Source organism: Streptomyces sp. B1866, assembly GCF_031932565.1.
Classification (GTDB): Bacteria; Actinomycetota; Actinomycetes; order Streptomycetales; family Streptomycetaceae; genus Streptomyces.
In genome coordinates this window covers 1-316 of the sequence record NZ_JAVSCF010000664.1, presented here as the reverse complement: position 1 = coordinate 316, position 316 = coordinate 1, and the positions used below count along the sequence as shown (strand labels likewise).

The window sequence follows — 316 nt, the reverse complement described above, 5'->3', positions numbered from 1 at the left end:
GTTCTCCTGGTCCGGGGTGCGGCTGGAGCAGACCGGGCTCACGCGGGCCCGCGCGCGGATCGTGCCGGTCGGCTCGGCGGTGCGGGTCGACATCACCGGCGAGCACGGCGAGCCGGTGCTGAGCATCGACCGACTCGGCCTCCGCCCGGTGGAGCAGGCGCAGCTCGAAGGCCCGCGGCGGGAGCAGCAGGGCCCGCTGTACCGGGTCGACTGGACCCCGGTGTCGGCCGGGTCGTCCGAGCCGGTGCGGCTGGCGGTCCTGGGCGGTCTTGCGGCGTCGGGTGAGGGTTACGCGGACCTGGACGCGCTGGAGCGG

Annotated in this window: 1 protein-coding gene; it reads left to right on the top strand. The window is 76.3% G+C overall.

What is annotated here, in order from left to right:
• Nucleotides 1–316 (top strand): hypothetical protein (locus tag RKE29_RS30695; RefSeq protein WP_312008944.1); only part of this gene is annotated, 316 nt, incomplete at both ends.